The sequence below is a fragment of the Janibacter sp. CoH_79_TC_3 genome (assembly GCF_058197955.1).
Window position 1 is genome coordinate 1 of record NZ_JBXWIV010000143.1, and the last position, 253, is coordinate 253.

1 protein-coding gene is annotated in these 253 nt (G+C 53.0%); it reads right to left on the minus strand.

The features are described from left to right. Positions 1-253: hypothetical protein (locus tag AC2FA3_RS15405; RefSeq protein WP_490510352.1), on the minus strand; the 253-nt coding region annotated here is incomplete at both ends.

Genomic DNA, 253 nt, shown 5'->3' on the forward strand with positions numbered 1-253 from the left:
TGTCAGTAGGTTGCCCGATGAATCTCCGTGCTGGTCAGGGAAGATAATCATCAGGTTCGTGCCCGAGAAGAAGCGGGTTAGCTCTTCCGGCAATCGCTCTAATGCCGACTTGTGGGAAACGGTTCCCTTTCGGGCTGTCACCACCACAAAGAGATGGTTCTTGCTCATGTGGGAGGCAAGCTGAGGCATCTCGTTCCAATGCTGCATCAGGGTGTATTCGGCTCTTACTTCCTGATGTCGGTTGGTGATGTAC